The 26,783-nt window shown below is 72.3% G+C and carries 21 protein-coding genes and 1 pseudogene; 8 read left to right on the forward strand and 14 right to left on the reverse strand.

Annotated features, from left to right (window positions below; translation table 11 throughout):
• Positions 1 to 4: 4 nt before the first annotated feature.
• From V6U77_RS14470 to V6U77_RS14535, 14 genes and pseudogenes are all read right to left on the reverse strand, one after another.
• Positions 5 to 772, reverse strand: coding sequence for a helix-turn-helix domain-containing protein (locus tag V6U77_RS14470; protein WP_334606831.1), 768 nt, complete (start codon positions 770 to 772; stop codon positions 5 to 7).
• A 162-nt stretch (positions 773 to 934) separates the two neighbouring features.
• Positions 935 to 1,345, reverse strand: coding sequence for a nuclear transport factor 2 family protein (locus V6U77_RS14475; protein WP_334606832.1), 411 nt, complete (start codon positions 1,343 to 1,345; stop codon positions 935 to 937).
• A complete protein-coding gene (locus V6U77_RS14480; RefSeq protein ID WP_334606833.1) occupies positions 1,342 to 2,529 on the reverse strand; it encodes a cytochrome P450 in 1,188 nt (395 codons plus the stop codon). Before V6U77_RS14480 ends, V6U77_RS14475 begins: the two co-directional genes overlap by 4 nt.
• Positions 2,523 to 3,881, reverse strand: a complete 1,359-nt coding sequence (locus V6U77_RS14485; protein ID WP_334606834.1) for an amidase — start codon at positions 3,879 to 3,881, stop codon at positions 2,523 to 2,525. The genes V6U77_RS14480 and V6U77_RS14485 overlap by 7 nt, the downstream gene beginning before the upstream one ends.
• Complete coding sequence (locus tag V6U77_RS14490) at positions 3,878 to 4,783, reverse strand: ScbA/BarX family gamma-butyrolactone biosynthesis protein (RefSeq protein ID WP_334606835.1); 906 nt, start codon at positions 4,781 to 4,783, stop codon at positions 3,878 to 3,880. The genes V6U77_RS14485 and V6U77_RS14490 overlap by 4 nt, the downstream gene beginning before the upstream one ends.
• On the reverse strand, positions 4,765 to 6,720 hold the full coding sequence (locus V6U77_RS14495; RefSeq protein ID WP_334606836.1) for a beta-galactosidase: 1,956 nt from the start codon (positions 6,718 to 6,720) through the stop codon (positions 4,765 to 4,767). The genes V6U77_RS14490 and V6U77_RS14495 overlap by 19 nt, the downstream gene beginning before the upstream one ends.
• A complete protein-coding gene (locus V6U77_RS14500; RefSeq protein WP_334606837.1) occupies positions 6,717 to 7,739 on the reverse strand; it encodes a zinc-dependent alcohol dehydrogenase in 1,023 nt (340 codons plus the stop codon). Before V6U77_RS14500 ends, V6U77_RS14495 begins: the two co-directional genes overlap by 4 nt.
• Positions 7,736 to 8,707: an inositol monophosphatase family protein gene (locus tag V6U77_RS14505; protein WP_334606838.1), complete on the reverse strand. Its 972-nt coding sequence runs from the start codon at positions 8,705 to 8,707 to the stop codon at positions 7,736 to 7,738. Before V6U77_RS14505 ends, V6U77_RS14500 begins: the two co-directional genes overlap by 4 nt.
• Positions 8,704 to 10,110, reverse strand: a complete 1,407-nt coding sequence (locus tag V6U77_RS14510) for an aspartate aminotransferase family protein (protein ID WP_334606839.1) — start codon at positions 10,108 to 10,110, stop codon at positions 8,704 to 8,706. The genes V6U77_RS14505 and V6U77_RS14510 overlap by 4 nt, the downstream gene beginning before the upstream one ends.
• Before the next feature lie 42 nt (positions 10,111 to 10,152).
• The gene (locus V6U77_RS14515; protein ID WP_334606840.1) at positions 10,153 to 11,940 is read right to left on the reverse strand and encodes an ABC transporter ATP-binding protein; all 1,788 of its coding nucleotides are present in this window, start codon (positions 11,938 to 11,940) and stop codon (positions 10,153 to 10,155) included.
• Positions 11,933 to 13,843, reverse strand: a complete 1,911-nt coding sequence (locus tag V6U77_RS14520; protein ID WP_334606841.1) for an ABC transporter ATP-binding protein — start codon at positions 13,841 to 13,843, stop codon at positions 11,933 to 11,935. The genes V6U77_RS14515 and V6U77_RS14520 overlap by 8 nt, the downstream gene beginning before the upstream one ends.
• A 96-nt stretch (positions 13,844 to 13,939) precedes the next feature.
• On the reverse strand, positions 13,940 to 14,329 hold the full coding sequence (locus V6U77_RS14525; RefSeq protein ID WP_334606842.1) for a peptidase inhibitor family I36 protein: 390 nt from the start codon (positions 14,327 to 14,329) through the stop codon (positions 13,940 to 13,942).
• Between the two features lie 268 nt (positions 14,330 to 14,597).
• Positions 14,598 to 15,344: an IS3 family transposase gene (locus V6U77_RS14530; protein WP_334606859.1), complete on the reverse strand. Its 747-nt coding sequence runs from the start codon at positions 15,342 to 15,344 to the stop codon at positions 14,598 to 14,600.
• Positions 15,227 to 16,315: pseudogene (locus V6U77_RS14535) on the reverse strand (IS256 family transposase); the annotation flags it as partial. The pseudogene V6U77_RS14535 and the gene V6U77_RS14530, both read right to left, overlap by 118 nt.
• Positions 16,316 to 16,838: 523 nt before the next feature.
• On the opposite strand from V6U77_RS14535, the gene V6U77_RS14540 reads away from it, so the two are divergent.
• The 8 genes from V6U77_RS14540 (at position 16,839) to V6U77_RS14575 (ending at position 26,742) form a co-directional block, all read left to right on the forward strand.
• Entirely contained in the window at positions 16,839 to 17,897 is a 1,059-nt protein-coding gene (locus V6U77_RS14540) for a radical SAM protein (protein ID WP_334606843.1), read from the forward strand.
• A 17-nt stretch (positions 17,898 to 17,914) separates the two neighbouring features.
• On the forward strand, positions 17,915 to 20,617 hold the full coding sequence (lanL, locus tag V6U77_RS14545) for a class IV lanthionine synthetase LanL (protein ID WP_334606844.1): 2,703 nt from the start codon (positions 17,915 to 17,917) through the stop codon (positions 20,615 to 20,617).
• Between the two features lie 64 nt (positions 20,618 to 20,681).
• Complete coding sequence (locus V6U77_RS14550; RefSeq protein ID WP_334606845.1) at positions 20,682 to 20,813, forward strand: ALQxL family class IV lanthipeptide; 132 nt, start codon at positions 20,682 to 20,684, stop codon at positions 20,811 to 20,813.
• A gap of 58 nt (positions 20,814 to 20,871) precedes the next feature.
• A complete protein-coding gene (locus tag V6U77_RS14555; RefSeq protein WP_334606846.1) occupies positions 20,872 to 21,006 on the forward strand; it encodes an ALQxL family class IV lanthipeptide in 135 nt (44 codons plus the stop codon).
• Between the two features lie 141 nt (positions 21,007 to 21,147).
• The gene (locus tag V6U77_RS14560; RefSeq protein WP_334606860.1) at positions 21,148 to 21,261 is read left to right on the forward strand and encodes an ALQxL family class IV lanthipeptide; all 114 of its coding nucleotides are present in this window, start codon (positions 21,148 to 21,150) and stop codon (positions 21,259 to 21,261) included.
• A gap of 158 nt (positions 21,262 to 21,419) precedes the next feature.
• Complete coding sequence (locus V6U77_RS14565; RefSeq protein ID WP_334606847.1) at positions 21,420 to 23,198, forward strand: alpha/beta hydrolase family protein; 1,779 nt, start codon at positions 21,420 to 21,422, stop codon at positions 23,196 to 23,198.
• Positions 23,195 to 24,982 carry an ABC transporter ATP-binding protein gene (locus V6U77_RS14570; RefSeq protein WP_334606848.1) on the forward strand — a complete coding sequence of 596 codons (1,788 nt, stop codon included), beginning with the start codon at positions 23,195 to 23,197 and terminating at the stop codon, positions 24,980 to 24,982. Before V6U77_RS14565 ends, V6U77_RS14570 begins: the two co-directional genes overlap by 4 nt.
• The gene (locus V6U77_RS14575) at positions 24,979 to 26,742 is read left to right on the forward strand and encodes an ABC transporter ATP-binding protein (RefSeq protein WP_334606849.1); all 1,764 of its coding nucleotides are present in this window, start codon (positions 24,979 to 24,981) and stop codon (positions 26,740 to 26,742) included. Before V6U77_RS14570 ends, V6U77_RS14575 begins: the two co-directional genes overlap by 4 nt.
• Positions 26,743 to 26,783: the final 41 nt, after the last annotated feature.

Raw genomic sequence — 26,783 nt, forward strand, 5'->3', positions numbered from 1 at the left:
ACCGTCACAGGGGTTCGATCTTCTCGGCCAACTCGGCCGTGCTCCGCAGCAGCTCACGCAGCGCCTCGTCGCGGTGGCCGTCCATCCAGGACGTCGGGCCGGTGACGCACACGGCCCCGGCGAGGTGGCCGTACCTGCGCAACGGCGCGGTGACCGTCTGCCATCCGGCGACCGGCGAGGGCCCGAAGGAGTAGCCGTTGGCGCGGATGGCGGCGATGCCCGGGTCACCGGCGCGCGCGTCGGCGAGCCCGGCGAGCATGACGCGGCCCGGCGCGTCCACCGACAGCGGTGCGCAGAACAGGATGTCGGAGGTCAGTTGCCGCTCGGCGTCGCCGAGCAACTCGTCGCGGCGGGGCGCGAAGTAGGCGAGGCAGTACCGCATCGGTGTGTCCAGCATCAGCGGCACGTACAGCAGCACCGTCTGGCCGGTGGCCTTCTGCAGGGCCGCGAGCAGCAGCCGGATACGCCGGGAGAGGGCGAGCATGGAGCCGGTGCCGTTCTGCACCGACAGGCCGGGCGACGGCTCCGGCGCCACCTCGCAGTCGGCTCCGCCGGCGCGGCTGGTCAGCAGGTACCGGCCGCGCTCCGTCTTCGACACGGTGCCCACGCGGATGGCGGACTGGAGGATCCGGTGTGCCGTGGACGGCTCCAGCCCCGCCTGTGCGGCGAGGTCCCGCAGCCGGTGGGGGCCGGGCCCGAGTGCGGCCATCGCGTCGAGCAGCAGGAAGGCGCGATCATTGGCGGTTCGGTTGGAATTGGCGGCGATCGTCACGCTCGTCTCCCCGTTGTCGAAGAATCGATGTGGCCCGCCCGGCACGCCCTTCGCGGTGTCGCCGGCCTGCCGGGCGGCATCAGCTGATGAACTCTTCGGGCCCCCTCGCCGCAGGCGTCGCCCCCGCCCACCGGCGGGTCGGTCGCCTGCGCGGGTGCGATCTCAGAACATTCCGTTGGGGACCCTCGTCGGGTCGGGCACGGGCTGCTCCACGTCCCAGTGCTCGACGATCCTCCCGTCCTTCAGCCGCCACAGGTCCACCACCGCGAGGCCCGCGCCGTCGTCGCCGGGAAGGGTCATGTGATGGTGTACGGCGACGAGGTCGCCGTCGGCGAGGACGTGCTTGACAGAGCAGGTTCCGCCAGCGAAGGCCGCCTCCGCCAGGTGCTCCAGGTAGGCCTCGCGCCCCGAGGGCGCGTCCGGGCTGTGCTGGACGAAGTCCTTGTCGATGACCTCGGCCAGGAAGGTCAGGTCCCGCCGGGTGAAGTAGGAGTCGTAGCTGTCCTGGATGATCTGCCTGTTGCGGCTCGCGAGATCGCGTACGGGGTCGGTCATGTCGTTCCCTTCGCTCACCAGGTCACCGGAAACGTCCGGAGCCCGTGGAAATCCATCGATTCCTTGAAGTGCCGGCCGGTCACGGGTACGGCCGGACACAGCCCGGGTAGCCGCCGCAGCAGCCTCGGCAGCGCCGACGCCAACGTCTCGCGCGCCAGGAGGTGGCCGACGCAGTGGTGCGCGCCGAAGCCGAAGGCGACGTGCTGGTGGGCGTTGTCGCGGCGCAGGTCGAGCGCGTCCGGACCGGCGAACCGGGCGGGGTCGTGGTTGGCGGCCGGCAGGCTGAGCACCACTCCCTCGCCGCGGCGGATGACCCGCCCGCCGACGGCGACGTCGGCCGTCGCCACCCGGGCCACCCCGAGCTGGATGATGCTGTGGAAGCGCAGCAACTCGTCGACGGCGGTGCGGTCCAGCTCGCCGCCGGCCGCCAACCGGTGCCGTTCCCGCTCGTCACCGAGCAGGCTGAGCGCGCCGAGGGCCAGCATGCTCGCCGAGGTGTCGTGCCCGGCGCCGAGTAGCAGGGCGACGTTGTCCACGGCCTCCCGCTCGGTCAGCCCGCCGGTCGCCACGTGCTCCGTCATCAGCCTGCTGACGAGGTCGTCGCGCGGGTTCGTGGCGCGGTCACGGACCAGGTCGCGCAGCAGGTCGGTGATGGCGACGCCGGCCCGCCGCTTCTCCTCGTCGTCCCGCCTGCCGTCGGTGAGCACCTCGGTCAGGTGCTCGAACTGTTCGTGCAGGTCGTACGGCACACCGAGCACGTGACAGACCACCCGCGACGAGACCGGCAGGGCGTACGCGCTGACCAGGTCGGTGGGCCGGGGACCGCGCCCCATCCGGTCGGCGCACCCGTCGGCGATCGCGTCGATCGTCGGACGCGTGCGGCGCACGGCGGCGACCGAGAACTCGGCGGCGATCATCCGGCGCAGACGCGCGTGCGGCGGGCCGTCCGACCCGATGAACGTACGGTTCAGCGGCTCGGTCTCGACGGCGGCGCCGAAGCGCGGATAGCCCTCCCGGGCGGAGTCCGAGCTCAGCCTCGGGTCACGCAGCAGCCGCCGCACGTCCTCGTACCGGGTGACCAGCCAGGCGGTCGCGCCGCTGGGCAGCACGACGGGGGTGAGCGGCCCCTCCGCGCGCCACCTCGCGTACTGCGGGGGCGGTCGCAGCGGCTCGGTGCGCGGCGCCGGGTACGGCCTCAGCATGCCGGCACCGCCGGGAGGACCGGCAGGGCAGGTACCGCGTCGCGCACCCGCTCGACGTCACGGCCGGCGCGCAGCAGGGCGACGTCGGTGTACGGGGCGCCGATGAGTTGCAGGCCCACCGCGTCTCCGGCCACGGTCCGGCCGCAGGGCACGGTCAGCGCCGGGCAGCCGGCCATCGTGGCGAGCGTCGTCAGCGGCCACTGGGCGGCGACGGCCGCCAGCTCCTCCCCCGCCGGCAGCGGGTCGAGGCCCTCCCCGACCGGCCACGGGGGCCGGCCGAACGTCGCGGTGACCAGCACGTCGTACCGGGCGAACAGGGCCCGGACGCGGCCGGCGAAGTCGGTACGCGCCCAGCCGGCGTCCGCCACCTGCCGGGGTGTGCGGTCGCGTCCGGCCGCCACCTCGGCGCGCAGGGCCGCCCCCAGGCGGTCACCGTGCCGGTCGACCCGTGCCCCGTGCAGGACGGCGGCGCGGTGGGCCAGCAGCGTCAGGCATGCCTCGTGCACCCCGTCGACCGGCGGCGCGTACGCCTCCACCCGGTAGCCGAGTCCCTCCAGCGCCGCGACCGTACGGGTGCAACTGGCGGCGATCTCCGGGGTGACGGGGACGCGCCCGCCGAGGTCGACGGTGAAGGCGACCCGGCGCAGCGGGCCCGGCGCGACGTACGGCACCGCCTCGTCCGGCACCATCGCCCGCAGGAACAGCGCCGCGTCGGCGACGTCCCGGGCGATCGGCCCGTGCACGGTGAACCCGGGCACGGGGTCGCCGGTCCCGGCGGCGGTGACCAGCCCGGGTGTCGGGCGCAGTCCCACCACGCCGCAGAGGGCCGCCGGGATCCTGATCGAGCCGGCGGTGTCCTCGCCGTGGGCGCACCAGGAGGTGCCGGTGGCGACCGAGACGGCCGCGCCGCCGCTGGACGCGCCGCAGGACAGCGTGCCGTTCCACGGGTTGCGGGTGCGCCCGAACAGGGCGTTGACGGTGTCGGCGCCGGCGAGGAACTCCGGCACGTTGGTCTTGCCGACCACCACGGCGCCGCGCTCCTCGAGGCGCCGGACCAGGGGATCCGAGTGCCGGGCCACGGCGTCGCGGCGAAGCGGCGAGCCGTAGGTGGTGGGCAGCCCGGCGACGTCGACGACGTCCTTGACCGTGATCGGCAGCGCGGCGAGCGGCCCGAACGGCCGCCGCCGATCGCGGCGCGCCCGCTGCACCGCCACGGTGGGCACGGCGTTGACGAGCGGTTCGACGCGGCGCAGCCGGTCCGCCACCGCGTCGAGCACGCTCGACCGGTCGATCTCGCCGCGGCCGAGGGCACGGACGACCTCGCGGGCGGGCAGCCGGATCAGATCGTTCATGGCGCGCCCACGGTCGACCAGTTCGCCCGGGCGGCCACCCTGTCGAACTGGCGGACCTCGGTGTGCAAGCCGTCCGGCCCCGGCCGCACGGAAACGTCGGCCGGGGCATCGAGTTCGACGAAACGGAAGAACTGGACGGACAGCGCAAGCGGCGTGTAGTGCGGGTCGTCGGACACGACCACCGCTGCCTGGCGCATCGCCTCCGTGAGCAGCATGCCGGGCGTGTGGTCGGTCGGATTGTCGAAGAAGTTGGGGTGTTCGGGATCGACGCGCAGGTGGAAGTGGCCGGCGTCGGTGCCCGGTGAGATCACCACGTCCCGCTCCAGGAGTCGGCCGGCCCTCCTCGGTTCCACGCTCGGCCCCATCCCGGCCCGCGACGGCACGACCTCGCCCGGGTCGCGGCCACGGACCCGCAGGTACCGGTCGTCGGGCGGCACGACCGCCCGTCCCGAGCCGCGCGCAATCAGCGCGCCGCCACGGTAGAGCCGCAGGCTGATGCCGGTCTGCAGGATGCTCTGCCGGTCGCGGCCCTGCCGTTCGGTGGTCAGCACCGCGGTCACCTCGGTGGGTTCCGCGGTGACCGCCAGCCCGGAGCGTGTCGTGCTGAACTCGACCGACCGCATGATCTGCATGGTGGCGAGCGGGACGTCGTCCACCACGTGCGCGATGAGCAGGGCCGCCTGGCGGAAGGTCTCCAACACCAGCAGCGGGTCGTGAATGTCGTCGTCGAGCAGGGTGTAGTAGCCACCGAGCCGGGACCAGACCGCCCCGGCGGTCAGCTGGTCGCCGTCGGCGTGCCAGTCGGTGATCAGGACGGTCGTGGTGTCCCCGCGATCGACAAGGGCCCGCGGCACGAGCCGGTCGAACCTGATGTCGGGGGCCTTCATCGGGGCCAGGTCCACGGTGTCTCCTCCGAGAGGACGGACAAGGCGATGGCCGCGCTTGTCGGGGGGAAGGGCGGGAAGTCGACCTCGCTCGTGTCGGTGACGATCTCGAAGGTGTCGCCGACAGGGCACAGGTACGCGGCGCCGGAGCGCGGCAGCTCCACCGACACCGGCCGGCCACGCACGGTGCGGCGCACGGTCACGGTGCGCTCGGTGACGTTGAAGGCGAAGATCCCCACCGGCGCGCCGGCGTCGTCCTCGTGCACGAACACCACGCCCGGATCGCTGCCCGGGTGGGCGTAGCGGGGCGCCGACAGCAGCCGGGGCAGCGTCTCGTACGCGACGGCCATCGGCACCAGCACGTCGCCGATCTCCGGCCACCCGGGCCGGGCCCGTTCGGCGAGCACGACGACCGTGCCGCCGTCGTCGCGGTGCCGGCGCAGCAGGGCGAGCAGTTCGTCGTCGGGCCCCTGCGCGCCGAGCGGCACCAGCCACAGGTCGGTCGGGTGGCTCAGGCCGGCGGTCTGCTCGGTGATGACGTCGACGCGGTACTGGTGGTCGGTCATGAGGGTGAAGGCCGCGTCGACGGCTCCCCGCAGGATCGCGCCGGCCGGCCCATCGGCCTCCTCCCAGGCGGCGGCGCGGGCGAGCACCCCGGGCACCAGCAGGCGTACGTCGGCGCCGAACCTGCCGCCGTGCGGCGTGCCGGGGCGGCGGAGCAGGTCCCGCAGGGTGTGCAGGGCCGCGAGGTTGGCTCCGGTGCGGCCGTCCTCGTGCAGCGGCGCGCCGGGGCAGTACGGCGGCCCGTAGTCGACCGGGTCCAGGCCCTCCGATCGCAGTCCGGCGGGGTCGAGGTCGATCTCGGGACCCCAGTGGGCCGTGCCGCAGGCGGTGTAGACGCTGCACGTCGCGGAGCCCAGTCCGAGTGCCAGCAGGGCGTGGAACAGGGTGGTGACGGGACGGGCGAAGGATTCGTCCGTCCAGGTGAAGCCCCAGTTGTCCTCCACGTTGCTCAAGCGGCGGGCGCGCACACCGAACCAGTGCGCCGCGAAGGCCGACCTCGACCGGGCGGCGTTGCCCACCCAGCTGGTGTAGCCCTCGCGCAGCCCCAACCGGGCGATCTCCGCGGTGCGCACCAGCCACGAGGCGGCGCCGCCCGGGGTGTCGAGGCTCGGCAACGGCAGGTTGACCGTCGCGACCGCCCGGACGGGCGCGGAGAGCCCGGCGGCCAGCTCCTCGTACTGTTCCCGCAGCACCGCGCCGGCCTGCCCCGCCCAGGCCAGGCGCACCGCGGCCGGCCAGCGTCGCGGCGGCAGCAGTGCGGCCTCGGCGAGCGCCGGGTCGCCGCCGCGTAGCCGCTCGGCGAACGCGCGTACGGCCGGTGGTGAGAAGTCGTGGGCGCTGGCGGGTCGGGCCGCGTCGCTGTAGATCCCCTCGTTGCCCAGTTGCACGGCCACGATCGGCCCGTGTGCGGCGAGGTGCGGCGTGAGAACCTGCTGGTCGACCGCGCGCAGCCAGCGCCGCACCTGTGCGCGGTAGTCGGGGCCGAAGGTGCTGGGCAACGCGCGTCCCTGCGACGTGACCGGCTCGCCGGCCGCGTCGCGTACGGGAGGATGGCCAGGGTCCACGCTGGGACTGACCCGGTCGGGCAGGCCGCCCAGTTGCACCTCGCCGTGCACGAACGGGCCGGGCTTGAGGACGGCACGCAGCCCGTGCGCGGCGATCAGCCGCAGCAGGCGCAACAGGTCGCGCTGGGCACCGGTGGCGCCCGTGAAGTCGTAGCCGCCCGGCGTCTCGTGGAACCGCCACGGCACGTAGCAGGTGACGACGTCGACGCCGGCGTACGCGAGCGCGGCCAGGTTGGCGTCCCAGTGTTCCGGCAGGGCCCGGTAGTACGGGTACTCCCCGTACAGCACGGGCCGGTCCATGCCGTACGGGAAGGGAGTGTCGCTCATGCCCCGCCTCCCGGCCTCAGGACGACCTTCATCCCGGCGTACCCGGCACCGGCTCCGAGGCCGAGCGCGGCCAGCGCCGCGTCGACCTGGTCGAAGCCGAAGTGGTGGGTGACGGTTCCCTCCAGCGGCAGGTTCCGCGCCGTATCGACGGCGCGGGCGAACAGCAGGCTGTTGTAGTCGCCGGCGCCGATGACCGTCAGGCCCCGTTGCAGCAGTTCGAGCGGGCGGACCGTGGCGGTGGCCCGTGCGTCGAAGCCCATCACGACGATCCGGCCCAGGTCGGCGGCGATCGCGCAGGCCTCGGCGAGCAGGGAGCCGACGGTGTCGACGACGACGTCCGCGCCTGCCTTCGGGACACCGCCGGGCTCCTCGACGCTGACCGCGCGACAGGGCAGGTCGCGGAAGAACGCCTCCGCGGCGCGTCGTCGGAACGGGTCCTGCTCCAGCAGCCGCACGGTGGCGCCGTACTGGTCGGCCAGCAAGGCCGCCACCGTGCCGATCGGCCCGGCCCCGAGCACCGCGACCCGGTCACCGGGACGCGTCCCGGCCGCCTCCAGGTTGTTCATCACGCAGGCCAGCGGCTCCACGAGGACGGCCCGGTCGTACGGCATGTCGGGCGGGATCGCGTACAGGAAGCGTTCCTCGAGGCGCAGGTACTCGGCGAACGCGCCGTCGCGGTCGATGCCGAGCTCGGTGCCCGCCTTGTTGACGCAGAAGTTCAGCAGGCCTCGCCGGCAGCGGTCGCAGAGACCGCAGTAGAGGGTCGGGTTGACCACGACCCGGTCGCCGGGCCTGACGGTGCTGACGCCGGCGCCGACCTCGCACACCTCACCCACCGCCTCGTGTCCCATGACGACGCCGGGTACGGCGGAGAACCTGCCCAGCAGCACCCCGCGGTCGGTGCCGCAGAAGCCGGCCTGTTCCACCCGGAGCACCACGTCGTCGGGGGCGCGGCACGCGGGGTCGGGCCGGTCGACCAGTTCGAGGGTGCGGTCGCGGCCGAGTACCAGGGCCTTCATCGGTGACCTCCTGTGCTCGCCGGGTCCGGCAGGTCCCAGCGGATGGTGTCGAGCAGGGCGCGGTGCAGCTCGGGCGTCGACGCGGCGACGCAGGAGCGCTGGCTGGCGGGATCGATCGTCAGCAGGGGCATCGGGTCGAGGGAGTCGCCGTACGCGTCGGTGACCACCACCCCGGCCCGCTTGGCGAGATAGGCGCTCGCCGCGATGTCGTACGGGAAGAGGTGCAGGATGCCGCCCCGACCGACGCGCCGGAACTCCGCCTCGGTCCCCGGATGGTCCCGCAGGATCCGGTTGCCGACGTCGACGTACGCGTCGAGTTGCCCGGTGACGATCCGCGTCAGCGAGAAGGACGCGCTGTTGAAGACGAAGACTCCGCCGGTGTTGGCGGAGGCGTCGACGAGGTGTTCGTAGGCGTCGGTCATCAGCCGCATCGGGTGCCCGTTGAACTCGATGGACCAGAACATCCGGGTCAGGTCGCGGGTGCTGCTCAGCCGTGGCAGCGGCCAGTCGTAGCCGTTGTGCCGCAGGGGTTCGGGCAGGGTGTCGTCGGCGTACATCCAGGCGCCGCTGCGCAGTTCGAGCACGTGCGCGGCCGTCACGTCGCCGAGCGTGGGCGCCCCTGCGGTGAGGGGGGCGACCGCGATCGACACCGTGCCCATCTCCAGGCCCGCCGACGTGGGCCGGGTGCCGTCGACGGGGTCGACCACCAGCAGGATGGCGGGGTCCGGGCCGGTGCGGCGCAGCCCGTGGTGTTCGGTGTAGACGGCCAGGGGCTCACGGGCCTGGCCGGTAAGGTGCTCCCACACCGCTCGTTCGGCCACCTCGTCGACATCGAACTGGGCGTCCCCGCCCGGGGAGTCGCCGTGCACGCGCCGCTGCCGCCCCTGTCGGCCGTGCCGGGCCACCGCCGCCCGTACGGCCTGCGCGCAGCCCAGCACCAGCTCCCGGATCTCCGGCCCGCCCGTCACCGGGTCACCGCCGCGAACAGGGCGTCGAGCCGGTCGACGATCTCGTCGGCCTGCTGCGGGGTCAGGATCAGTGGCGGACGGATCTTGACCACGTTGCCGTGGCCGTAGCGGGAGGTGCGCAGGATGAGGCCGTGCTCCATCGCGCGTCGGGCGATCTCCCCCGTGAGGGCCACGGCCGGGGAGCCGTCGGGTTCCACGATCTCCAGGCCGATCATGAGCCCGACGCCGCGGACGTCGCCGACGCAGCGGTACCGGGACTGCATCTCGCCCAACCGGTCGAGCAGACGCCGCCCGGTCGCCCGTACGTTCGCGAGGAACGCCGGCTGGCCGACGATCTCCAGGGTGGTGTTGGCGGCCGCCGCGGCGAGCACGTTGGCGCCGTACGTGAAGGAGTGGTGGTGCGACGGCAGTCCCGCGAGCCGGTCGTTGGTGAGGATCGCCGCGACCTGCGCGCCGCTGCCGCCGAGGCCCTTGCCGAGGGTGATGGCGTCCGGCTCGACGCCGAAGTGCTGGGCGGCGAACATGTGGCCGGTACGGCCGACGCCGGTCTGGATCTCGTCGAGGACGAGCACGATTCCGTGCCGATCGCAGAATTCCCTGAGCTTCGGCAGATAACCGTCCGGAGCGACGATGTTGCCGCCGTTTCCGGAGATCGGCTCCAGGATCACCGCCGCGACCTGGCCGCCGCTCGCGTACTCCAGGAAGTCGTCCAGCCGGTCAACGCACATCAGTCCGCAGGTGCTGCGCCGCTGGCCGTAGAAACACCGGTAGCAATACGGGTCGGGCACCTGAACCGAGCCCGGATACAGCAGCGGGAAAGGCGCCTTGCGGAATGCGTTGCCCGACATCGACGTCATCATCATGGTCTGCCCGAGATGGCTGCGGAACAGCGTCACCACCTCTCGCCGGCCGGTCGCGACCTGCGCCATCTTGATCGCGCCCTCGTTCGCCTCCGACCCGCCTCCGACCTTGAGGTGGACCTTGGAGAGACTCTCCGGTGAACAGGCCACGAGCCTGCGGACGAGACCCTCCACCGGCTCGTTGCGGAACGACGACGTGAGGTGGATCAGGGATTCGGCCTGCTTCTGGATCGCCCCGACGACCGCCGGGTGCGAATAGCCCAGACTTAGATTGAAGGTGGCCGACGCGCAGTCGATGTAGCTCCCACCCGCGTCGTCGTACAGATATATGCCCTCACCTCGCACCATCCGCTGGTCGGTTATCTCGTAATAGAACATGTCCGCGACAGAGGATTGCATCAACACCCTTATTGACGTCGTTCGGTTGACGCCACCGATGATTGGCCGCCCGCACACATGAGTCAACATTTCCTGCGGGCCGCAACGGCGCGTCCCGCAGGGACGAAAATCCGCACCTGTTTCCAGGTTACGAAAGATCGTCAAGATCGATGGGGGCCTGCTATTTCCGGGCCGGCCCGGACGGGCCTACCGGTAGGTCGACGCCTGGAGGCCGAACATCTCGGCGTAGATGCCCCCGCGGGCCATCAGCTCCTGGTGGCCGCCGGCCTCGACGATGCGACCGTCGGCGACGACGAGGATCAGGTCCGCCATGCGTACCGTGGAGAAACGGTGCGAGACGAGCACGGTGATGCCGCCGGTGCGGTGGCGCACCTTGCCGGCCAGGGTGGCGTAGCGCTCGAACAGGGCGTGCTCGGTCAGCGGGTCGAGGGCCGCCGTCGGCTCGTCCAGCAGGAGCAGCAACGGCTCCCGGCGCATCATCGCCCGGCTCAGCGCTATCCGCTGCCACTGACCGCCGGACAGCTCCTCGCCGTTCTCGTACGACTTGCCGAGGTGCGAGTCGAGGCCATCGGGAAGTCGGTCGACCACCGCCTGCGCGTCCGCCCGCTCCACCGCCGCCGGCACCGCCGCGGGGTCGTCGAGACGGGTCAGGTCACCGACGCCGACGCTCTCGCGCGCGGGTGCCTCGAGGCGCATGAAGTCCTGGAAGCCCGCGGTGATACGCCCCCGCCACGCGGACGGGTCGAGGCGGCGCAGATCCACCCCGTCGACGGTGATCCTGCCGGCGGTCGGCCGGTAGAACCGGGCCAACAACTTCACCAACGTGGACTTTCCGGCTCCGTTGTCGCCGACGATGGCCACGGTCGAGCCGGCCGGCAGGTGCACGGACACGTCGCGCAGCACGTCGCGATCCGTGCCGGGATAGCGGAACGCCACCTGCTCGAAGCGGATGCCCTCGGTGAGCGTCGGCGGGACGGGCCGGTCGGCGACGACCGGGTCCGCCGCCCGCGTGGACTCGCGGCGCAGCCAGCGGACCCAGCCCGTCGTGCGGGCGTTGCGCTGTAGCTGGCCCGCCACCGTCACCGCCCCGGCCGCCTGCGCGTTGATCTGCACGGCCAGCGTGATCACCAGGACCACGTCGCCGACCGTACGCTCCCCCACGATGGCCGAGCGCACCACGACGACGACCGCCGCCACGTACCCGACGGCGAAGACGAGCTGGCCGAGCAGCCGCAGGCCGAGCCCGAACACCTCGGCCCGACGCAGCACCGCGTCCTCGTGGGAGCGGGTGGCGGCCTGCCGCTCCCGCAGCACCCGGCGCAGCCCGAAGAGCCGGATCTCCTTGGCCGCGGCCGCGCTGACCGCCAGCTCCAGCAGATGCCAGCCGAGCCGCCGCGACTCCGCCGTGGCCAGCTCGGCCCGCTCGAGGCGCGCCTCGGCGAGGCGACCCGCAATCAGCGGGGGTACGGCGAAGAGCGGCAGCACCAGCAGCCACGGCTCCAGCCGGGCCAGCAGAACGGCGGTGAGCGCGATCTGGACGGAGAGGGTGATCGCCGTGAGCACCCGCTGCACCCCGGCGCCCAGCTCCCACGTCTCCTTGCGCAGCAACTCCATCCGGTCGACGTAGTCCTGCCGCTCGAGCTGCTCCAACCCGGATACGCCCTGGGCCAGCTCACCGAGTTCGCGTTCGACCCGCAGGTGGTGCAGGTCGGCCAGCTCGAAGAAGAAGATGTGGGCGAAGTGCTCCATGGTGAGGCTGAGCAGTGCCGCCAGCGCCACCGCCGCCGCCGTCCGGGCCGCGAGGGTGGTGTCGCCCCGCAGCGCCGCGTCTGCCGTGACGGCGAGGAACACCGCGATCAGCGGGGCGCTCACGTTGCCCAGCAGCATGAGCAGCGCCGAGACGAGCAGCCGCCCAGGGCTGACCCGCCAGGAGGACGCGAGCACTCCGGTGACTCCCCGCCACAGGTCACGCATCCGCGGTCTCCTCCTCGGGGGCGTCGTCGGTGAAGCGCGCGGCTTGCAGGGTGAACAGCTGGGCGTACCGGCCGCCCAGAGCCAGCAGTTCGGCGTGGGTGCCGCTCTCGACGACCCGGCCGTGTTCGAGTACGGCGATGCGGTCCGCGCGACGCACGGTCGAGAACCGGTGCGAGATGACCAGGCTCGTGACGCCCCGGGTGAGGTCGAGGAAACGCTCGAAGAAGGCGACCTCGGCGCGGGCGTCGAGGGACGCGGTCGGCTCGTCGAGCACCAGCACGCGGGCGCGGTCGTGCACGGCGATCAGGGCGCGGGCGATCGCGATCCGCTGCCACTGCCCGCCGGACAGCTCGGTGCCGTCGGCGTACTGGCGGGAGAGGCGGGTGTCGAGGCCGGCGGGCAGCGCGGCGACGAGGTCGAGGGCGCCGGCCCGACGCAGGGCGTCCTCGACGACCGCGTCGTCCGGCCGGCCCGCCGCGCCGAAGCCGACGTTGTCGCGGACGGGCAACTCGAAGTGGACGAAGTCCTGGAAGATCGCGGCGACCTTGCGCTGCCAGGCCGCGGCGTCGAAGGTGCGGATGTCGACGCCGTCGGCGGTGATGCGTCCCGACTCGGGCTCGTAGAGCCGAGCGAGCAGCTTCACCAGGGTGGTCTTGCCGGCGCCGTTGAGTCCGACGACGGCCAGGGAGGCGCCGGCCGGGATGGTCAGGTCGAGCCGGTCCAGCACGGGTGGCGACTCCGGGGCGTACCGGAAGGTGACCTGCTCGAAGCGGATCTCCCGGGTCGGCAGGTCGTCGGGCACGGCAGCGCCGCCGCGCTCGACGGCGGCGGCCTCGGCCGTGAGCTGCCCGAATTGACGCAGGGCGGTCTCGGCGTTCATGCCGTACTCCGTCTGCACGTCGGACTCGGCGATGAACCCGCCGATCCGGATCGACGAGAGCGCCGCCTGCATGACGATCATGAAGCTGCCGAGGGTGATCGTGCCCCTCGCCGTCGCCCCGGCGGCCGCGGCGAGGCTGCCGCCGAGCAGCAGCAGGGCGGCGGAGGTGTAGAGCACGTACGGGCCGTAGAAGATCCGTCGCCGTTGCCGCCAGACCGGCACCGAGCTCTGCATGAACGCGTCCGCGTAGCGCGAGCCGATCCAGTCGAGCAGCCCGAAGACGCGGATCTCCTTCGCCGCGCCGGCGGTGAACAACAGGTCGCGGAAGTAGAAGCGGCGCCGCCGCACCCGCTGGTGCGACATGAAGATGCGGCCGAACACCGACAGGCCCAGTCGGTAGCCGAAGCGGATGGTCAGGCCCGCAGCCAGGACGGCGGCGCCGGCCCACCACGCGTACACGACGCCGATGACCACGGCGGCGGCAACGGTCTGCAGGTAGCGCGACAGCAGGGCGACGAAGCCGGCGCAGGCCGCACCGGGCGACCAGTTGTCGGTACGCAGCATGGTGAGGCCGTCGGCGGCCTGGTCGAGGATCTCCGGATCCTCCAGGGCGGCGATGCCGGAACCCCGGAAGGAGTCCGACATCAACCGGTCGCGGATCCGGTCGTCGATGCGCCGCCGCAGCAGCACGCCGAGGAAGGCCTGGACCGGCAGCAGGAGCTGGATGGCGAAGAACAGCGCCGCGGCGGCGACCAGGTGGTCGCGTAGCCGCCGCCACTCGGCCGAGTCGATGCCGGCCGCGACGGCGCTCGGCACGTCGGCGATGACCCAGGAGGTGGCCAGCACGAAGCCCACCGGCAGCAGCCCGGCGACGAGCTGCACCCCCACCGCGCACCCGAGGACGACCGCGCTGGCGCTCGGCAACAGCCGCAGCATGTCCCGGCGCTGTCGCCAGCGGCCCCGCATGCCCCGCGTGAACTCGGTCCAGACGGAACGACCGACCGCGTCGTCCTGATCGATCATGCCCGCCCCCGTGACGTCATGGTCGGCCCGCCGGCCCCGCCGGTCGGCAGTCGATGGTGGGCCCCGAGCCCCTCGGACCGCACCCCGTCGGTCTCGTCAGTAGACGTAGACGCTCTGCGACGCGAAGGTGATGGAGGAGTAGGAAGCCGCCGGCATGATCACGTACGAGGTGCCGGTGCAGTCCTGGTTGGAGTAGAGGTGAGCGGGCATGCTGGCGGTGTTGCGTGCCGACTTCACCCGCCCGTCGCCCCAGCCGTGCGCGGCCAGGTTCACGCAGGTGCCCACCGCCGGGTTGGCGGCCTGGGCCGTGAACCGGGTGCCCTGGTACGACTGCTGGTCCCAGGCGCACAGGGTACGGGCGAAGGAGCACGAGGAATCGGCGGTGGGGGCCGCCGCCGCGGTGCTCGCGCCGACGGTGGCCACGAGAGCTGCGGCCGACAGTACGCTGACTGCGATTGACCTGCCCAGGATCACGGTGATCTCCATCCTTCACGTGGTTGGCGGTCGACGCGCGGCCGGTGTCCCCGACGAGCGGGCGTACGCGCGCGGAGCCCCGGCGGGACGGGCGGGCACACCGGACGCGGCGAGGCCCCCGGGCGATCGGCAGATCGGGAGACCAGACGCCCGGTCCGCCACGTCGATACCAGGCACAAAGATTGATAGTAGTTCATGCCTATGTCGGCGACAAGGCAGTCGTTTCCGCGCTTTCGGGCGCGCCTGATCGGTGAGTTCCCCCGCTTTGATGGAGCGGTGGTTACCTGCTGCCGGCTGGCGCAGGGGCGGCGATAGGTGGTTCGGCTGGTTCCGTCTGACTGTGCCAGGCGGCCTCGTATTCGTTCGGGCTGAGGTAGCCCAGCTCGCGTTGGATGCGGCAGGTGTTGTACCAGCCGTCGATGTAGGCGAAGATCGCGTTCTCGGCCTCGTCGCGGGTGCGCCAGCTTGTGCGGTAGACGAGTTCGATCTTCAGCGTGGACCAGAAGTTCTCCATCGGCGCGTTGTCGTAGCTGTCGCCGACGGAGCCCATCGAGGGCAGGATCCCGTTGTCCTGTAAGCGTTCGGCGAAGCGGAAAGACGTGTAGTTCGGTCCCCTGTCGCTGTGGTGGATCAACTGGCCGTCGCGGATGTCGCGGGACCAGATGCTGTATTCGAGGGCGGCGAGGATCAGGTCGGTGTCGCAGCGGTCGGAGGTTTTCCACCCGACGATCCGGCGGGAGAACGCGTCGCGGACCGCGGCGAGCCAGAACGCGCCCTCGCCGCACGGGATGCAGGTGGCGTCGGCAACCCAGAGCCGGTTCGGCCCGTCGGCGGTGAACTGCCGGTTGACCAGATCCCGCCGGGGGCCTGTCAGTTCGCTTGTGTAAGGGCCTGACCTGGTTGGTGATGTTATGCCCTGTCCAGGCGTCCGGGGAACATGATGTCGAACTGGTTCATGGCGATCTTCCAGTTGTAGGTTGATCGGCCTCCGCGGCCGGCGCGGGCGGTGCGTCCGATCTGGCGGCAGCCCAGGTAGAGCAGCTTGATCAGGGCGTCGTCGGTCGGGAAGTGTCCGCGTGTCTTGGTGATCTTCCTCAGTTGGTAGTTGATCGACTCGATCATGTTCGTGGTGTAGATGACCTTGCGAACCTCCGGCGGGAACGCGAAGAACGGAATGACCTGCTCCCAGGCGGCGTCCCACTGCCGGCGGATCGCCGGATACTGCCGGCCGATCTCCGAGTCGGTCCACGCGTCCAGGGCCTCGCGGGCGGCTTGTTCTGTGGGTGCGCCATAGATCAGGCGCAGCTGCGCGGCGACCTTCTTGCGGTCGGCGTAGTTCACCCACCGCAGCGACGCCCGCGTCAGGTGCACGATGCAGGTCTGCACCAGCGCGTCGGGCCAGACGGCCTCGATCGCGGCGGGCAGACCGACCAGGCCGTCACACACGACGATGAGGACGTCCTGCAGACCACGGGCACGCAGGTCGTTCATCACCCGCAGCCAGAACTTCGCGCCTTCGGTCTGCTCGACCCAGATGCCCAGGACTTCCTTCTTGCCGTCCACGTCGACCCCGACGGCCAGGTGCGCCGCCTTGTTCCTGACCGTGCCGCCGTCGCGGACCTTGCAGATGATGGCGTCGAGGAACACCACCGGCCACACCGCATCCAGCGGCCGGGACTGCCACTCCTTCACCTCGTCCAGGACCGCGTCGGTGATCTTGGAGATCAGGTCCGGAGAGACGTCGATGTCGTAGATCTCCACCAGGTGGGCCTGGATGTCGCGCACCGTCATGCCCCGCGCATACAGCCCGATGACGATCTTGTCGATGCCGTCCAGGCGCCGCTGGCCCTTCCGCACGATCCTCGGCTCGTGGGTGCCGTTACGGTCCCGCGGCACGTCGATGTCGATCGCACCGGCCTCGGTCAAGACCGTCTTGGGCGAGTAGCCGTTGCGGCTGTTACCCGACCCCTGCCCCGCCGGATCACCTACTGGGCTTCCCCCTGGGATGTGGACACCAGTGTCCGGTCCCAGGGGGTCATTTCAAGCGTCTGCCTCGTCTGGTGCCCCATGCCGCACAGCACGGCCGCGCGGCATGGGGCACACCCCCCATCTTTTTCACCCCCGCCACCGCGCGCGGGCACCCGGCCCTGACCTCGCGGTTTCGCATGGCGCCTGTCCGCTCGCTGGCCATAACCGGCGTTGCCGGGGTGGCCGTGCGCCGCCGAGGCCACATTCCGTTCCGACAGACCCCCAGACCCGCCCTGTCCGGGTGCCAAATCTTGGGGGCGGCACCCGCATGTGCCCCCGCTCGTCCGACGACACGCTCAATGGCAACGGATGGCGCGCCACGGCGCTACGGCGACCGGCCGGAGCCATCGCGTGACGCGTAGGAGGCGGTTGTGTTGAGGAGACGGTGCCTGGCGGCGGACCGCCCGGTGAAGGTCGAGTCCGCGGATGGCCGTACCGGTCGAGGACGGCCCCACGGAATCGGTGGGCAGGTCGGGTCTCGCAGGGGGCGACGATGATCACCCCGGACCGCCCGACGAACGTCATCTGGGACGTGACGTACGCGTGCCCCCTGCGGTGCACCCACTGCTACTCCGAGTCCGGGCGTCGGCCTTCCCGTCAGCTCGGCCGCGAGGACATGCTTCGCGTCGCCGACGCGATCGTCTCCCTGCGACCCGACGGGGTGGCCCTGGCCGGCGGGGAGCCCCTGCTGGTGAAGGGCATCTTCGAGGTCGCTGAGCGGATCTCGCGGGCGGACATCCCGGTCGTCCTCTACACGGGCGGGTGGTCACTCGCCCCGTGGATGGTCGAGGCGGCCCAGGCAGTGCTCTCCCAGGTGGTCGTGAGCATCGACGGGGCGACCGCCGAGGTCCACGACCGGATCCGCGGCAGGGCCGGCTCCTTCGACCGGGCGATGCACGCCCTGTCCCTGCTCGACGAGGCCGTACGGGACCGGCGGGCGCGCGGCGAACGGTCCTTCTCGATCGGCATCGACTACGTGGTGGTGCGCAGCAATTTCCACCAGATCGAGGACATGTGCACCACCGTCGCCCCCCGGTTCCGCGGGCTGGGGTACCTCACGTTCGGAGCGGCCGTCCCGGCCGGGCTGGCCAGCCGCCCCAGCTTCGGCAGTCATGAACTGCTCACCGACGGGCAGGTCGACCTGCTGGGGGACCCCGCACAGACGCGCCGGCTGCAGTCGCTCGCACCGCCGTCGGTGCAGGTGACCACCAACGACAACCGGATTCTGCAGATGCACCCCGAGCTACTCGCGCGTGGCATGGTCTTTTCGGCGATGCAGGTGGAGCCGGACGGGGCGGTACGAGCCATGCCGATCTACGAGGGCACCGTGGGCAATCTGCTCACCGACCCGCCCGCCGACCTCTGGCGGCGCGCGGTGACCCGCTGGGCCGACCCCTTCGTCACCCGCACGTTGGGTCCGGTCCGGTCGATGGCGCAGTGGGCCGAGGCAGCCCGCCGCATCGACTACCACTTCGGTTCGAACGACGTCCGTGCCCGCATCGACCGGCGCCCGGCGTACTCGCTGCCGGTGTCCGGCGGACAAGCGCTGTGAACAGCGAGGTCAACAGCATGAACGAGTCGGTTCTCGTCGACTGTGTCCGGTCGGTGCTGGCCCGCCACGGCAACGGCTGGCAGGTCCACCCGGGCGACTTCTGGTGCCAGGTGCAGCCACCGCAGCGACGGCGCCGGGTACAGGGGTGGAAGCTACACGTCTCCGCCACGCCGCTGTCCGCGCCACTGGTGCTGGCCGCGGCGGCGGAGGTCCTGGTGCGGCACGGCTGCTCGTTCAAGTTCGCCGGCACGCTGACCCGGGTCCGAGAACTCAACTCCCGCCACGTCGACCGCGGCGGCGGGGGGAAGTTCATCACCGCCTACCCGAACTGCGGCGACGAGGAGCTGCGCACCCTCGCCGAGGAGCTGCACACCGCGACCCAGGGCCTGCCCGGACCGACCATCCTGTCCGACCGCCCGTACCGTCTCGGCAGCCGCGTGCACTACCGCTACGGCGCGTTCGAGGGCGTACGCATGCTCGGAAACGACGGCACCTACGAGGCGATGCTGGTCGCCCCGGACGGCAGCCTGGTCCTCGACCAGCGCAAGGCGTGGTTCACGCCGCCAGCGTGGGCGCCGCGTGACCCGTTCGCAGCGGACCGATCCGGCCCGCCGAGCCGCTCCGGCACGGCACCGAAGCCGGTCCTGCTCGACGGGCGCTACGTCGTACGGGAGGTCATCCGCCACTCGTTCCCGGGTGGGGTGTACCGCGCGACCGACGAGCAGACCGGTGCGGAGGTGATCATCAAGCAGGGGCGTCCGTACACCGGTGCCGACCTGACGGGCCGCGACGTTCGTGACGACCGCCGCCACGAGGCGGCGATGCTGACCCTCTTCGAACCCTCCGGCGTCACCCCGCGCCTGGTCGGCCTCTTCGAGCAGCAAGACGACGTATTCCTGGCCCAGCAGGCGGTGCCGGGCAGCACCCTGCGCCACTGGGTGTCGGCACACACCGCGCTCGACGACGGCGACGGCTGGGGACTGCCGGTGGAGGACGTGCTGCGCCTCGCCAACGGACTGGTCGATCTGATGGAGCTGGTCCACGCCGAGGGATTCGTGCTGCGTGACTTCAACCCCAACAACGTCATGGTCGACGACGGGCAGTTGCGCCTGATCGACCTCGAACTGCTCGCCCGGCCCGGGCAGCCGGTCGGCCGCGTGTTCACCCCGGGCTACGGGGCGCCTGAACAGGTGATGTCGCCCGACTTTGGGCCGGCGCCGGAGCCGACGGCCGACCTGTACAGCCTCGGCGGGACGCTGTTCTATCTCGTCAGCGCCGTCGACCCCATGCTGGCCGAGGACGAGCCACATGTGCGTCCGCATCGGGAACGGATCGAGAACTGGCTCGCCCACTTCTCTGTCGGCAACCCTGCGGCGCGTCGGCTCGCCGGTATCATCGTGGCGTTGCTGCACGAGGACCCGGCGCAGCGACCGGACCTGACCATCGTGCGGACACGGCTGGCCCAGGCCGGGCAACCCGAGTCGCGGCGGGACGGCGCCACCCGGTCCACCGGGCTCGGCGACGGTAATCTCAAGCGCGCGATCGTCGACGGCATCGACTACCTCGTCACCAGCATGCGGCCGGCCGATGACGATCGGCTGTGGCCGTGCGGCCAGTCTGGCGAGACGACGGACCCGCTCAACGTCCAGCACGGGGCGGCCGGGATTCTCGGCGTCCTCACCCAGGCCCTGCGCGCCGAGCCCGACCCGGCGCTGCGCGAGGCGGTCGCCACGGCCGCCGCCTGGATCAGCGGTCGTGTGCCGCGTGAGCCGCGTGCCCTGCCGGGGCTGCACTTCGGCCGCTCCGGCACGGCGTGGGCCCTGCTCGACGCCGGGCGCGTACTCGGCGACGAGCAGCTCGTCGGCCAGGCCGTCGACCTCGCCCGACGGGTTCCGCTCCGGTGGCCCAACCCGGACGTCTGTCACGGTACGGCCGGCGCCGGCTTCACCCAGCTGCGGTTCTGGGAGGAGACGGGGCACGGGGGGTTTCTCGACCGGGTCCGGCAGGCGGCCGACGCCCTGGTCGACGCCGCCCAGTACCGGGACGGCCTGGTCCGCTGGCCGATCGCGAAGGACTTCGCATCCCAACTGGCCGGACTGGTCCACTACGGCTTCGCCCACGGCGTCGCCGGAGTCGGGGCGTTCCTGCTCGCCGCCGGCCATGCCACGGGAGAGACCCGCTACCTGGACCTCGCGGTCGCGGGCGCCGACACGCTGGTGTCGGTCGCCATACGTGACCGGGGGGCGGCGTACTGGACCAGCGGCGAGAAGGACGGTCCCCGCAAGTCCCACTGGTGCAGCGGCTCCTCCGGGGTGGGCACGTTCCTGACCCAACTGTGGCGCCGTACCGGCGACGACCGGTACGGCGAAACGGCCGCCGAGGCGGCGGTGGCGGTACGTCGCTCCCGCTGGCACGCCGGCCCCGCCCAGTGCCACGGTCTCGCCGGGGACGCGGAGTTCCTCCTCGATCTCGCCGAGGTGTCCGGCGAGAGGCGCTATCGGGACTGGGCGGACGAGCTCGCCGCGAGCATCTACGTACGCCACGCGCTGCGCGACGGCCGGATGCTGGCGCCTGACGAGACGGCCATGACGGTGGTACCGGACTTCAACACCGGCTTCAGCGGGGTGCTGGCGCTGCTGCTACGGCTGCGTGACGGCAACCACCGAATGTGGCTGCCGGCCTCGTTCACCGCTGCCGAACCGGCCGCCGCGCCCCGCTGACCCGCGCGCCGGCGTCGGCCGGTGTGTCGGCCGCACCACCGAGCCCAGGAGGGAGGCGATTCGCATGGAACTGGACGTCAACGCCTTGCAGCTGTTGGAGGAGCGCGAGCCCGAGACGGCGCTGTACCCCTGCACGTACACGTGTACGCAGCAGAGTGCCGATGTCTGCACCACCTTCAGTTGGAGCGCGCAGTAGGCCCCCCACATACCCCGCGCAGCGCGCCTTGGCCGCCGCGCGGAACCCCGTACCCCCGATGGGACGAAAGGAGGTGATCACCATGGAGCTCGACGTCAATGCCCTTCAGCTGCTGGAGGAGACCGAGCCCGAGACCGCCCTGTGGCCGTGCACCGTCACGTGCACGATCTCGTGCGAGGTGCAGACCATCTGATCGGTCCGCTGGCCGGCCCGGTCCGCCGCCCGCCCACCCCGGGCGGCGGCGGGCCGGCGCCGCGCCGCCTCCGACGCTCCTTCGTGGGGGCGGCCCGGCCGCCGAGCCCGTACCACCGATGCAGGAAAGGAGGTGATCACCATGGAACTGGACGTCAACGCCCTTCAGCTGCTGGAGGAGACCGAGCCCGAGACCGCCCTGTGGCCGTGCACCATCACGTGCAGCATCACGTGCAGCCTGATCACCGAATGGTGACCTGGTAATCGGTCCGCTGGCCGGCCCGGTCCGCCGCCCGCCCTTCCCGGGCGGCGGCGGGCCGGGGCCGCGGGCCCTGACCACGACACGGCCGCCGACGGCGGTTCGCCAGGCCGGACGAGCCCCCTGACCGCGACGCGACCCGGAGGACGGCAGACATGACAGTCCGACACGTCGACGTGCGACCGCGTACGGCGGCGCACCGAGTGAACTTCCGGTTCTCCGGCCGTGCCGGCCGGGCGGCTTGCCTCGTCGCCGACGGCGACAGCGGCCTCCTCGTCGAGACCTGGTCGTTCCAGGAAGCGACAGCCGAGGCGTTCCCACTGCCCACCACGGCCGGCGAGACCGTCCGCACCCAGCTGCTGCCCACCGAGGACGGCCGGGTGGTGCTGGTGCGCCATCGCCCCGGTACGCACGAGGTGGTGGTCGTCGGCTGCGGCGACGGATCCACCGGCGAGCAACCGGTGGGCACGTTCCACTGTCCGGCTCTGCGGGCGGTGCCGAGCCTCGATGCCGACACGCTCGGCTGGCTCGTCGCGTTGCACGCCGGCGGCCACACCGTTCTCCACCGCATCGACGCCCGGACGCTGCGTGCGGAGCCGGTCGTGGAGGTGCCCGGGCAACTGACGGGCGAGGGCTGGCTGACCGAGCAGGGCCACCTGTTGGCGGCCAACCAACTCACCGGGGGTAGGCGTCGCCTGGTCGCGGTCGACCTCCGCCGTGCGACGGTGTCCCCGCTCGACACGGCCGGCAGCGCCGTCCTGTTGACCAGCCCACGTCGCGGCCGGATGCTCGTCGCCACGCACACGTCCGACGGAGTCCGGCTGGGTTGGGCGGCAACCGACGGGCGACCCGTCCGGTATCCCCCGGCGCTCAACGCGATCACCGGTACGGCGCTGCCCCTGGCGGTCGATCCCACCGGACGCCGGCTCGCGATACGGATCACCGCCGGCGCCCGCTCCCGCCTGCTCGTCCACGATGCCGACGCCGACCAGGTCATCGAGGTCCCGGTACCGCCCGGCGTGATCAGGAGTGCCGGCTGGAGCGAGAGCGGCCTGCGGCTGCTGTGGTCGTCGCCGACCTGTCCGACGACGGTCGTCACGCTTCCTCCCGACGGCGGGTCGGGCGGCTGGAGGGAGCCGGACCCGCCGACGGGTACCGGGTGGCACGACGCGCAACCGGAGCGCTTCGACGGCCCGGCCGGACCCGTCGAAGCGGTCGTGTACGGCGACTGGCGGCGAGCCCGGCACCTGCTGGTGGCCCTGCACGGCGGTCCCGAGGCCGCCTGGGAGTTGACGTTCGACCCCTTCTTCCAGTCCCTCGCCGCCGCCGACGTCGCCGTCGTGGCCCCCAATCAGCGGGGCAGTACTGGTTACGGGTCCACCCACCGCGACGCCATCAACGGCGCCTGGGGAGGACCGGACCTTGCCGATGTCCGGTGGCTGCGCGATATCCTGCATCGGGAACGCGACCCCGCCGGCCACGCCCCGATGCTCTTCGGCACCAGTTACGGTGCGTTCCTGGCGCTGCTCGCCGCCGCGGCCGACCCGCACGGATGGTCGCGCTGTGTCGTTGTCGCGCCGTTCCTGTCCGGGCCGCGGCTGTACCGCGACGGCTCACGGGCGGTGCGCTCCCTGTTCGACCGGCTGGGCGGCTGTACCGCGCCCGACGACGAAATCGGCCCGCGCGACCTGCTGCGGCTCGCGCCCAGGATCCGGGCGCGGCTGCTCGTGGTGCACGGACAGCGCGACGACGTCATCCCGGTCGGGCACTCGCAGGCCCTGGCCCGACGGCTGCGGGAGGCCGGCCGCCGCACACCGCAGGACTTCCGCTACCTGGAGGTCGTCGACGGTGGCCACAACCCGCTCGACGAGGCCGGTGGGCAGGCTCTACGGGCGGAGATCGTCGACTTCTTCACCGCGGAGCAGCGGGGATGATGAGCCCGTCCGTGGCCACCGACCGTCCCCGCTCACCGGGAGTGGCCGCGTCCGCGCCCCCCGCCGACGTCGGCCTCGGCTGGTGGGCGCTCGTCCGGATGGCGCCTGCCAACACCGTCGCCAACCTGGTGTGGCTGGTGCTGGCCAACGGGTCGATGCTGCTGCTTCCGGCGGTATCCGCCGCGGCCGTCGACCAGGTGATCGCCGGACAAGCCGTCGGGGGTGCCCTGGCGGCGTTGGTCGGACTGCTGGCCCTGCGCATGCTGGCCGAGGCATACGGCGGACTGACCCGGGTGTCGGCGGCCACCCGCGTGTCGGTCGCACTGCGGTACCGGCTGGTCCGCCACGTGTTCGCCCTGGGCGTGCCGGGCGCGCGCCGCCACGTCACCGGCGACCTGGTCACCCGGTTGACCAGCAACACCACCACGGCCGGTGCCGCCGTTCCGGCACTTGTCACCGCCGCCGTCGCGGCCGCCGCCTCACTCGGCGGGCTGGTGGCGCTCTGGTTGATCGACTGGCGGCTCGGGGTGGCATTCCTGGTCGGCGCGCTGCCCGCGACGCTCCTGCTGCGCCTCCTCATGAACCGGGCAACCAGCAGCTACGCCGAGTACCTGGAGCGGTTGGCGGCCATCGCCGCCCGGCTCACCGACGCGCTGACCGGTCGCCGGACGATCCGCGCCTCCGGCACGCAACGTCGCGAGATGGCCCGCGTCCTCGCCCCGCTGCCCGAGCTCAGCCGAGCCGGTCAGGAAACCTGGGCGGTGCAGCGCGCCGTGTCGTGGCAAGTCGACCTCCTGCTCACCGGCGTACGGCTCGTGGTGCTCGCCGTCGCCGGGCTCGGCGTGGCGGCCGGGCGGCTCTCGCCCGGCGACGTCCTCGCCGCTGCCATGTACCTGACCTCCGCACTGGCGTTCCTCAGTCAGGTGGACACGCTGATCAAACTGAGCGACGGGCGGGCGAACACCTCCCGGGTCGCCGCCGTGCTGGCGGAACGCCCCCAGGAGCCGGTCGCCGACGCGGCACCCCGTCAGTACCGTGCCCTCGCCGCCGGTCCCGGCGCGCTGTCGTTCCGCGGGGTGCGGGTCCGGCTGGGTGACCAGCTCGTCCTCGACGGCATCGATCTCGACGTACCAGGTGGTGCCGCCGTCGCCCTGGTCGGTCGCTCCGGAGCCGGCAAGACCACCCTCGCGCTGCTGGCCGGGCGCCTGCTCACCCCGGACTCCGGCACCGTGCTGATCGACGGCGTCCCGACCGCCGACCTCCACCCCGACGCGTTGCGCCGCGAGGTCTCCTACGCCTTCGACCGACCGGTGCTGCTCGGCGGCACCGTCCGTGAGGCACTCACCTACGGCAGGCCGGAGACGAGTGACGAGGAGGTCTGGCGGGCGGCCCGGGCCGCGCAGACCGTGGGGTTCATTCGACGACTGCCCCAGGCGCTCGACACCGCCCTGGCCGACGCGCCGTTGTCCGGCGGCGAGCTGCAGCGGCTCGGTCTGGCGCGGGCAGTCGCGCACGGTGGCCGGCTGCTGGTGCTCGACGATGCCACGTCGAGTTTGGACACCGTCACCGAAGCCGAAGTGACCCGCGCCCTCACCGAGGTGCTGGCCGGCTGTACCCGGCTCATTGTGGCCCACCGGGCGGGCACCGCGGCCCGGGCCGACCTGGTCGCCTGGCTGGATGCCGGACGCATCCGGGCGGTGGCGCCGCACCACGCGCTGTGGGAGCGCGAGGCGGCGTACCGGTCGGTGTTTGCGGCGGACCCGCCGGAGGAGGGGGATCGATGAGGCGAAGGGGTCCGGGCAGTCCCGGACCGGCGCTGCTGCGGCAGGAGCTGTGGGCACGGCGTCGGGCGCTCGCCCGGATCGCGCTGTGGTCGATCGTGGAGTCGCTACCGGTACTACTGTCCGGGCTGCTGGTCTCCGCGGCGACCGACCGTTTCCTGACTCGCGACGTCGGCGCCGGGCTGGCTCTCCTCGCGCTGCTGCTGCCGACGGCTGCGGCCGGTGCGGTCGCGACCAACCGGCTGTTCCCGTGGCTCGCGGCGTTGGTGGAGCCGGTCCGCGACGCATTTCTCGCCGAGGTCACCAAGGGCGCCCTGCTCGCCGCGACTCGCTCGACCACCCGGCTGGACACCACCAGCGTGGCCAGGCTGACCGCGCAGGTCCAGACGGTGCGCAACATCCTCTTCGGTTTGTTGCGCACCGTCCGTCAGGTGCTCTTCACCTTCGTGGCAGCTCTCGTCGGCCTGTTCCTGCTGGCGCCGGTCGTCGCGTCGGCCACCGCCGTGCTGGTCGCGCTCGCGTTTGCCGTGATCGGGCTGCTGGTGCCGAAGCTGGCCGCCCGGCATCGGACGCTGCTGCTCGCGCAGGAGGAGGTGGCGGGCCGGGCCGGTGTCGCATTCGAGGGGGTACGGGACGCCGTGGCGTGCGCGGCGCAGCAGCGGGCGGCAGCCGAGGTCGAGCGGGCGGTTGACGACGAGGCCACCCAGGCGCTGGCGCTGGCTCGGGCCACCACCCTGACCCGACTGCTGGTCTTCGTCGGCGGGCAGCTTCCGCTGCTCATGCTGCTGGTGGCGACCCCGGGGCTGCTGCGCTCCGAATCGCTGACCGTGGGCGAGGTGGTGGGGGCGGCGACATACCTGCTGGTCAGTCTGGAACCCGCCCTGCAGCGGATCGTCGGTGTGGTCGTGAGCTGGGCCCTGGACCTCGTGGTCAGCCTCCGCAGGCTCGGCGAGGCCTTCGCCGAGCCGGAACCCGCGGAGCCTGACGGGCTACCCGCCCCCGACCGGTACGATCTCAGGGTCGAAGGCCTGACCTTCACGTACGGGGCGCACGCGGATCCAGTCCTCGACGACCTCAGCCTCACCATCGATGAAGGCGACCATCTCGCCGTCGTCGGCTCCAGCGGTATCGGTAAGTCCACCCTGGCGAACCTGCTCGCCGGGCTGCTCGTTCCCTGCCGCGGCGCGATCCGGCTCGGCGGTGTCGACGTCACGCGACTCCGCGAGTCCGAGCTGCGCCGGACGCTGGGCCTCATTCCGCAGGAGGCGTACGTCTTCGCCGGCACGCTGCGGGAGAATCTCACCTATCTCGCACCCGATGCCACTGAGCGCGATCTAGTCGACGCGGTGGCCGCCGTGGGCCTGGGCCCGCTGCTGAGCCGGCTGGGCGGCCTCGACGCCCGCGTGGGCACGGGCGGCGCCGACCTGTCCCAGGGAGAGAAGCAACTCGTCGCGCTCGGACGGGTGTACCTGTCACCGGCCCGGGTCGTCATCCTCGACGAGGCCACCGCCAACCTGGACCCGGTGGCCGAGGCCCGGGCCGAGGTGGCATTCGCGGCGCGGCCGGGCACCCTGGTGGTGATCGCGCACCGGATCACCTCGGCCCGCCGCGCCGAGCGCGTCCTGCTCCTTGACGGCGATCGGGTGCACCTCGGCACCCACGACGAACTGGTACGGAGTTCCAGCAGCTACGCGGAGCTGGTTGGATGGTGGGACGCGGGCGGCACCGCGACGGCCAGCCGGTTGCCGGCGAGGCCCGGGTGACCGATCGTCCTCCGTGGCCACTCCCGCGGCGCGCTCCGTGC

Origin of the sequence: Micromonospora sp. CPCC 205546 (assembly GCF_036902715.1) — a bacterium.
In the GTDB taxonomy this organism is placed as follows: Bacteria; Actinomycetota; Actinomycetes; order Mycobacteriales; family Micromonosporaceae; genus Micromonospora.